Here is a 6,884-nt window from a genome sequence, read left to right as displayed (position 1 = left end):
TGCGTGTACATTAATTGGCTTGGCTGTTTTGCATGCACTGGGGGCATTAAAGCACCACTTTATTGATAAAGATAAAACCTTAACGAGAATGATCAAACCAAAGGAATACTAACATGAAAAAACGACTAGTAAGTGCAGCTCTATCGGGTGTAATGATGTTATCGGCTACTGCAAATGCAGCAGATTATGTAATTGATACGCAAGGGGCGCATGCATTTGTTACCTTTAAAATTAAGCATTTAGGCTACAGCTGGCTGCACGGGCGATTTAACCGTTTTGATGGCAGCTTCAGTTACGACGCTAAAGCGCAAACAGGGTCTAATATTTTAGTAAATATAGATACTGCAAGTTTAGACTCTAACCATGCTGAGCGTGATAAACACTTACGCGGTAAAGACTTTTTAAATGTGGATAAATACCCAACAGCAACATTTAAAAGCACCAATGTGAAATTTACCGATGATGATACAGCCACAGTAACGGGCGACTTTACTTTACATGGCGTAACTAAACGCATTACGTTTGAAATGGATAAAGTAGGTGAAGGGCAAGACCCTTGGGGTGGCTACCGTGCTGGTTTTGAGGGCGAAACCAGTTTAAAACTCACCGATTACGGTATTGATTATAATTTAGGCCCGGCGTCTACCCATGTTGATATTGGGCTGTCTATTGAAGGTGTGCGTAAATAATAAAGCGTAGATTAAATTAAAACGCCACTTTAGTTAGTGGCGTTTTTGTTTTTTGTAGCGTGAATTCTTGATTCTAATAAGGGTTTTAAATGTGGGGGCAACCAGCGTAACATTACTTGGTGGTATTGCTCGGTTTGCTTAATTTTTTTTAATTGCTCATCTAATAGCTGAATATTTTTAGCACCTTGTTCATTTTTAGTGCAGCCAATATAGCCATAACTTAACGGTGGCGCTTCAACAATCGCTCGCTGAGTTAGGTTTTCTTCAAAGTACATAGATTTAGCTAAGTAATGGTGCTCACTTGGGTAACCTAATAAAATATCTAAGCGCTTTAAATTAAGCATATAGGTAAGGCTGGCTAAACTATTTCGCGTTGGGCGAATAACAATATCAACATCGGGGGTGTTATTTATTACACTGTCGAGTTGCTCGCCGTATGAGCGGTTCATAGATACACCTAATGTGAGCTTTTTTTCTGCTAGTAAATCCTGCAACGACACTGGCTCTGAGTTAGGCACTTCTAGTGAATGCGCCAAACCTTTATGCATAGCAATGGAAGGTGAAAGGCCCGTGGTTGAGCTTTGCTCGCTAAAGTGAATAAACTTTTCTCTAAATGCATTTTTATAAAGTGATAGGGCGCAATGTGTGGCTGATTTATTGGCTAGTTCTTGCGTTACTTTGCCAGAGGGGATAACAAGGCGATTAAACGTGATGTGCTCAAGTTGTTGCTCGAGTAAGGTTATAACGCTTTCATCACGCCCCTGGTGTTGGTATTTTCCATTTAAAATGTAATAGGGCGCAAAGTCGTGCGTTAGCCAGTTAATCGTGTGGGCGTAACTGACTGAAGAAATGCTTAAATATAAGGTGATACACAAAAATGCACGGAGCATTACTACAACTACCTAAAACAATGAAAGTATCGCTATTGTAGTCAATTAAGTGCAACAAAGTAAAATGCCAGCTACAAAGCTGGCACATTTTATTAACATTAACTGCTTAATCAGTTAATTGCTCGCCATGATTAGTTGGCTTTTAACCATTTTACAAATTCGCGCGCTTCGCTTGCTTTTTGAAACATTGCGTTTTTCAAACCTTGCGTATCACTAAAAATAACACGTTGTTTGTTTACAGAAATTGATTGCACCGGATGGGCAATTTGGATCATAGATCCATTGTATTTATAAGACATAATAAAACTCACTTTATTCTTGTTATTTACTCTGCGCTATTTTTTTATAGCCAAATGCAGTTAATAAATTAACGATGTTGTGTTTAGCTTCATTACAGTGTTGACGATCTTTATGACACTTTTGCGATGATATTAAAAAAATCATCAAGGTATTAATAGGGGTTCTCGCCGTACAATAACTTAGCTTTAAAATATACGTTTTGCGGGGCTTACTGGATCAGGGTAAAAAGGTTAACCGCGGTGGTTTTTTAAGACCAGAGAGGAAAGGTAACCTAAATAAAAAATGTGTGCAAGCTATTTATTTGAAAATTATTTATACTTAATTTTATCAACTGCTTAAACGCATGGATTCTAACCTTAAAAGGGTAAGTATGAATTACATAATAGTCAGCGATATTTATGGTTTAACAGCACCTTTAGTGAGGTTGTTAGATATTATGCAAGCCAATACAGAAGTTATAGACCCCTATAAAGGAGAACTGCAACCCATTGATAGTGAAAAGTATTATTATAATAAATTTATAAATGACTGTGGCCATGACAATTACGTAGCTAAGCTCTTAAATGTGTTTAATAACCTTACAGAGCCAACAGCCTGTATAGGGTTTAGTGCAGGCGCAAGTGCCGCGTGGCGCGCACAGTTATTAACAGGCAATCCACACCTAAAAAAGCTGATTGGCTTTTATCCTTCACAAATTAGAAATCATTTAGATATTGCGGCAAAAGTACCTTGTACGTTTATTTTTCCACATACCGAAATGCATTTTAATGTAGATGAAGTGATAAGTACTTTAGCCAGTAAAAGCCAAGTTACGTGTAACAAAACACCGTTTTTACATGGTTTTATGAATGCTTACTCAACTAATTACAATGTAAAAGCATATGATGAGTATTGCGCACTTATTAAAAGCACTTAAAGTGTATTTAACTGCGTTTTAGTAATAACAGGAAAGTCGGTACGCGTATTATATTGCGCGTACAAGGTAGTAAAAATACTACTGCGTGATAGCTTATCTAACTCTTTTATGAGCGTTTTAGCACTTGTGCGCGCAGCTCTGCAGCATAGTTGGTATTGTTTTATTATAGCGGCAACGCTTTTACCTTGTTTGTGAAGGGCTAAATCGGCTTCTACAAAAAATGCTGCCCCTGTCCAATAAACCCGCTGTTGTGCACGTTGCTGCCACATATCACTTGAAAGTTGATTAAGTGGCTGTTGATTTGTTTTAGTTTGTAAGCGTGCTCGCTCAAACCCTGCGTTTAGGCGCTGAACAAATTGCGCTTGGCTAATGACACCGCTGTTGCGCATTATTACGTTTTGCATGTAACTGGCAAACCCCTCGCTTAACCAAAAGCCAGAGTAAGGCAGTAGTGGTAAATATAAATGTGAAAGCTCATGGTAAAGCGTCCAATCTTTTGTAAATGCATTTAAACTTGCGTAGCGGTCAATATGCAGCTCTAATCCATCGGGATTATTTCGTTTTACGCTAGCCCATGGCACGGGTTCAAAAGCAAAATATTGTGGCTTTAAATAAATAGGGAGGGTGCTTTGTTGTAATGGGCCTAAGGTATTTTGTGTTTTTTTAAGGCTTTGATTTACCCAAGTAGCTACCGTTTTTTCACCCTTAGTCGTCAGTGCGTCTAAATTATGAATAACCACATCAACAGCAGAGGCTTTTAAAGAGCACATTAATAGCAATAACAGCCAAAATAATTTCATTTATACCTCCTAAATACGCGCTTAATACTAGACCCACTATTTACGTAATTAAGCACATGTTATTCGTTATTTTTTTAACTAATATCAATTATAAAAAGCAAATTGCATACATGCTCAATCAAGCATGATTTAATCAGGTAACACTATTTTTAGTATAGGTATTAACCATGGCTTATCAGCATATTAAAATCCCTGAGCACGGACAAAATATTACTATTGATGCTAAAGGCCAATGGCATGTGCCTGTAAATCCTATTATTGCTTATATTAATGGTGACGGGGTTGGGCAAGAGGTCACACCGGCCATGCAGCATGTGGTGAATAATGCCATTACACACTGTTATGCAAAGGAGCGAAAAATTCACTGGATGCAAGTATATAACGGCGAGCAAGCAGCAAAGTTATATGATGGCGATTGGTTCCCAGAGGAGACGATTAACGCAGTACGTGCGTGTAAAATAGCAATTAAAGGGCCCCTAACTACACCACTTGGCGGCGGTTTTCGCTCATTAAATGTTGCGCTAAGGCACGAAATGGATTTATTTGTAAATATGCGCACTGTTAAAGGGCTAAGTGCGTTGCCATCGCCGTTAAAAAATCCATTTTTAACTAACATAACAGTGCTGCGTGATAGCAGCGAAGATGTATATTCAGGAATAGAGTGGCAAGCTGGCAGCGTAGAGAGCGAGAAAATGCTCGACTTTTTATGTGAAGAAATGGGAGTAACGCGCCTAAGGTTTTCTCAAGAGTGTGGCATAGGTATAAAAAATATATCTAAAGAAGGCTCCGAGCGCCTAGTACGCTATGCAATTAATTATGCCCTTAAAAATAACAGCGAATCGTTAACGCTTGTGCATAAAGGAAATGTACTTAAATTTACCGATGGTGCCTTTAAACGTTGGGGGTTTGCCTTAGCCCAAAATGAGTTTAACGCTACCCCACACGAAAATGGGCGCTGGCTTGAAATAGCACGCGCTAATAAATCGCCTTTAATTATTAAAGAAGTGATAGCCGATAACATGCTGCAACAATGTTTAATGAACCCAGTGCAATTTGATGTGGTGGCAACCACAAACCAAAATGGCGATTTTTTAGCAGATATGCTCAGCGCACAAGTTGGGGGAGTAGGCATTATGCCGGCTGCTAATTTAAATAACGATGTGGCATTTTTTGAGCCAACCCATGGCACGTTTGAGAGAATAGCAGGGCAAAACAAAGCAAATCCAAGCAGCAGTATTTTAAGTGCCGTTTTAATGCTTAAGTTTATGGGTTGGGATGAGGCGGCAACACTGATTGAACAAGCGCTCGAACAAGCACTCAAAAGCGGTAATGTAACCTTTGATTTAGCGAAAAATATTAATAGCTCGACAACCCTAAGCTGCAGTGACTTTGCACAAAAGGTTATCGAGTATTTTTAAGCAACTCCATTATTAGGCCGCTGTGGCTGTTTTTGCCTTGTGTACACATGGGCGATTAGTAAGCTGTGCAGCGCGGTGGTAAATATCGTGTGCATTAGGTTCATCGCACTGAGTACCACTAAGCGTATCCATTAATGCAACTACAATAATAGCCGGTACTTGGCAGCAGTATTCATCAAGTACTGCCTCGGTTGTTTGTGCATCTACATGGCAAAGCGGGTGGTTTTTACGCTGGTACGCATGCAGTAGTGTATCTACTTCTAAAATGTCATCGGGTTGGTGCTTTGTTTTACGGCACTTACAACCAAACTCATCAACCAAGGTAGCAAGTGCTTGGTATGTCTCAGCGGTATTGGTTTTAGTGCATAACTGCTGGGTAATAAACTGATGTAAATTAGCATCAATAAATAACCCGTCTTGTTGTGTGAAGCTTGATGTTGTCATAATCATTACTCTTAGTTTGTTGGCTTAACTTCACTTTAGCGCTAAGTGTATTATTAATGAAATTGTTGTTTTCAATAACTGACATTGATTTTATCAATAGTAAATAACAGCTAACCAAAAACCACTTAGCATGCTTATTTAAAGTGGTGCAAAAACCTATAAAAATGCACAAAACTGGGACACACTAAATAATAATTAAAAGCATAATTTAATTAGATTTTTGATTTTAAAGGTTTTTTATTTTTGTGGTGGGTTGGCATCAAGGTTGCTAAATATAAAGGGTAGGGTTCACTCCTATTTCTACGATTTCAAAAGCGCCATGGTATTTTCCCAAAGTTGAATACCATGGCGCTTTTTTATTTTTAAAAGAGCAATGCGCATATAATAGTTGTGATAAAAACGACAAAATAAAGTTTATGATGCCAGTTTTTCTTATAATTTTTACGATACTGTTTGATCATAATATCAACATCTTCTTTAGAAAAAACATGTTCACACCGATAGCACACGTGCATTCCTTTTTTAATAAAAGCGCCACATTTTATACATCTATAAATATAGCTAAGGCGGCTTTCGCATAGGTAAGGATATTCTTTTTTATTTTTCATAATTGTTATTTTTGAGCGCTTTTTTTTGTTTTACTATCGTTTCTATACCGTGCGCGACGGTTATACACCCTAAGCCTATTGCACCAAAAATAATAAAATAGAATTTTTTTTGACTCGATTCGATAGAAGCAATTACCCGTTCCCCTCCTTTATTATGTATAACGCTATCATTATAAGTAAAGTAGCTCCATAGAATGAAAAACAAGCCTAGTAAAATAGTTACGTATGCTTTGGTTTCTTTCTTTGAGTTTGCTCTGTTATTTCTAATTGCTTTATAACCTTAGGATCCACTCTCTTTGGGTTGTTTAGCTCTTCTATTAGATGTTTGTATCTTTGCGGGTATTTGTTTGCATCAATAGTTTCAAGTGCTTCATGTAATTCTTTAAGTGAATAATTAGAGTAATCAATGTTGATAGTGATTTTCCTTAAATCTTTTTTAATACATTTTGAGCTGTAATCAGAATTTTAAATTAAAGAAAATTACTAACTACCTATCAGCAATTGTTTTAGCAAACTCAAGTAACTCACGGCGTAACCACTGGTGTGCGGGAGCATGGTGAAGTAGTGGGCTCCATATCATTTTTACCTCAATAGGGACTATTTGAAACGGCACTGGGCTAATGACTAAATCGGTATGCGTGGTTAATAATTTAGCCTGCCTGCGCGGTAAGGTGGCAATAAGTTGCTCTGATTGGCATAGCAAACTTGCAATCATGTAGTGGCGTGTAAACACCCGTATTTTACGCGTTTGTTCTAGCTGCCAAAGTGCTTCATCTACCCAGCCTAGTTTTTGCTTTCCTGACTTATTGGTAACGGCGG

General features: G+C 38.0%; 7 protein-coding genes and 2 pseudogenes. 4 read left to right on the top strand and 5 right to left on the bottom strand.

All coding sequences use genetic code 11. The features are described from left to right. Both L650_RS24515 and L650_RS0107200 read left to right on the top strand, forming a co-directional pair. A pseudogene (locus L650_RS24515) lies at window positions 1–112 on the top strand (cytochrome b); the annotation flags it as partial. A gap of 1 nt (window position 113) precedes the next feature. Beyond that, window positions 114–689, top strand: a complete 576-nt coding sequence (locus L650_RS0107200) for a YceI family protein (RefSeq protein ID WP_029772693.1) — start codon at window positions 114–116, stop codon at window positions 687–689. Between the two features lie 29 nt (window positions 690–718). Here the strand turns inward: L650_RS0107200 and L650_RS0107195 are convergent, their stop codons facing one another. Together L650_RS0107195 and L650_RS24275 are read right to left on the bottom strand one after the other, a co-directional pair. After that, entirely contained in the window at window positions 719–1,579 is an 861-nt protein-coding gene (locus L650_RS0107195; RefSeq protein WP_029772692.1) for a transporter substrate-binding domain-containing protein, read from the bottom strand. Window positions 1,580–1,710: 131 nt separating this feature from the next. Beyond that, complete coding sequence (locus L650_RS24275) at window positions 1,711–1,878, bottom strand: hypothetical protein (protein ID WP_024033460.1); 168 nt, start codon at window positions 1,876–1,878, stop codon at window positions 1,711–1,713. 371 nt (window positions 1,879–2,249) lie between these two features. Here L650_RS24275 and L650_RS0107180 point away from each other — a divergent pair, with 371 nt between their 5' ends. Continuing rightward, window positions 2,250–2,795 carry a dienelactone hydrolase family protein gene (locus L650_RS0107180; protein ID WP_029772691.1) on the top strand — a complete coding sequence of 182 codons (546 nt, stop codon included), beginning with the start codon at window positions 2,250–2,252 and terminating at the stop codon, window positions 2,793–2,795. Here the strand turns inward: L650_RS0107180 and L650_RS0107175 are convergent. Then, on the bottom strand, window positions 2,792–3,595 hold the full coding sequence (locus tag L650_RS0107175) for a hypothetical protein (protein ID WP_029772690.1): 804 nt from the start codon (window positions 3,593–3,595) through the stop codon (window positions 2,792–2,794). The two genes, L650_RS0107180 and L650_RS0107175, sit on opposite strands and share 4 nt — an antisense overlap. Before the next feature lie 167 nt (window positions 3,596–3,762). Between L650_RS0107175 and icd the strand changes: the two genes are divergently transcribed. Next, the gene (gene icd, locus L650_RS0107170) at window positions 3,763–5,013 is read left to right on the top strand and encodes an NADP-dependent isocitrate dehydrogenase (RefSeq protein ID WP_029772689.1); all 1,251 of its coding nucleotides are present in this window, start codon (window positions 3,763–3,765) and stop codon (window positions 5,011–5,013) included. Between the two features lie 12 nt (window positions 5,014–5,025). Here the strand turns inward: icd and L650_RS0107165 are convergent, their stop codons facing one another. Together L650_RS0107165 and L650_RS0107150 are read right to left on the bottom strand one after the other, a co-directional pair. Further along, entirely contained in the window at window positions 5,026–5,457 is a 432-nt protein-coding gene (locus L650_RS0107165) for a hypothetical protein (RefSeq protein ID WP_029772688.1), read from the bottom strand. 1,095 nt (window positions 5,458–6,552) lie between these two features. Continuing rightward, window positions 6,553–6,884 (bottom strand): annotated as a pseudogene (locus L650_RS0107150) (LysR family transcriptional regulator); the annotation flags it as partial.

The organism is Pseudoalteromonas sp. TB51 (assembly GCF_000498055.1).
GTDB lineage: Bacteria > Pseudomonadota > Gammaproteobacteria > Enterobacterales > Alteromonadaceae > Pseudoalteromonas > Pseudoalteromonas atlantica.
Note: the sequence above shows the minus strand (reverse complement) of the source record. Positions and strands in the feature narration are given on the sequence as shown.

Coding starts and splice junctions, on each gene's coding strand:
- L650_RS0107200 (WP_029772693.1), top strand. CDS start 114: ATGAAAAAACGACTAGTAAGTGCAGCTCTATCGGGTGTAATGATGTTA.
- L650_RS0107195 (WP_029772692.1), bottom strand. CDS start 1,579: ATGCTCCGTGCATTTTTGTGTATCACCTTATATTTAAGCATTTCTTCA.
- L650_RS24275 (WP_024033460.1), bottom strand. CDS start 1,878: ATGTCTTATAAATACAATGGATCTATGATCCAAATTGCCCATCCGGTG.
- L650_RS0107180 (WP_029772691.1), top strand. CDS start 2,250: ATGAATTACATAATAGTCAGCGATATTTATGGTTTAACAGCACCTTTA.
- L650_RS0107175 (WP_029772690.1), bottom strand. CDS start 3,595: ATGAAATTATTTTGGCTGTTATTGCTATTAATGTGCTCTTTAAAAGCC.
- icd (WP_029772689.1), top strand. CDS start 3,763: ATGGCTTATCAGCATATTAAAATCCCTGAGCACGGACAAAATATTACT.
- L650_RS0107165 (WP_029772688.1), bottom strand. CDS start 5,457: ATGACAACATCAAGCTTCACACAACAAGACGGGTTATTTATTGATGCT.